This window comes from Candidatus Termitispirillum reticulitermitis (genome assembly GCF_054655775.1).
This window is the reverse complement of sequence record NZ_BAAIHG010000191.1, coordinates 1-790: the sequence shown is the minus strand read 5'-3', so window position 1 is coordinate 790 and position 790 is coordinate 1. Positions and strand designations below refer to the sequence as shown.

Annotated in this window: 1 protein-coding gene; it reads left to right on the top strand. The window is 43.0% G+C overall.

What is annotated here, in order from left to right; genetic code table 11:
- A partial coding sequence (locus tag AC1MDJ_RS08210; RefSeq protein ID WP_479690425.1) for a DEAD/DEAH box helicase occupies positions 1 to 790 on the top strand: 790 nt, incomplete at both ends.

Here is a 790-nt window from a genome sequence, read left to right as displayed (position 1 = left end):
AAACCTCTAAAATAGCGTGGACACGGCAGAAAAAACGCGTATTTCAGGCTATATTTAAGTCAGCTAATGGCTACTTTACAGGTGTTTGGCTACACTTCACTGCTGACTACCCCGCAAATATTCTGCAAGCAGGCAAACAATATAATCTATATGGTGCTGTGGCACCATATAATGGCACTCCGTCAATATTTCACCCTGAACTGCTAGCTGATTCTGAAGTAGGTTCAGTCAGACAGGTATATTCAATACCAACAAAGCTATCGCAAAAACTATATCGTGCTATAGCCGAACGCACCTTAAACGAATACTTAAAATACGCCAATGAAACGTTGCCAGAATGGATTCGTTATAAATATAAATATCCCGATATACAGGATGCTCTCAATACGTTGCACAAGCCCGACACGGTGGTCAATGCCGAACTGATAACGGCACGTAGCCACCCTGTTATGGTGCGTTTTATATATGAAGAGCTGTTTTATCTGCAATTAAGACTTTTATTAAAAAAGCGACTCTATAGCCTAGTGCAAGGGATAATATACGACACTCCACGTGCTATGCTGGAGGAAATTGCTGCGATAATGCCGTTCCGCTTAACTGACGGACAGCGAAAAGCGGTTAAAGAAATATATGCCGATATGAGAAAACCTGCACAGATGAACAGGCTCTTGCAGGGGGACGTCGGCAGTGGCAAGACAATCGTTGCCTTTATTGCAGCTCTAACGGCTGTTAAGAACGGCTATCAGGCGGTAATATTAGCACCTACAGAGACACTAGCTGAACAACACTA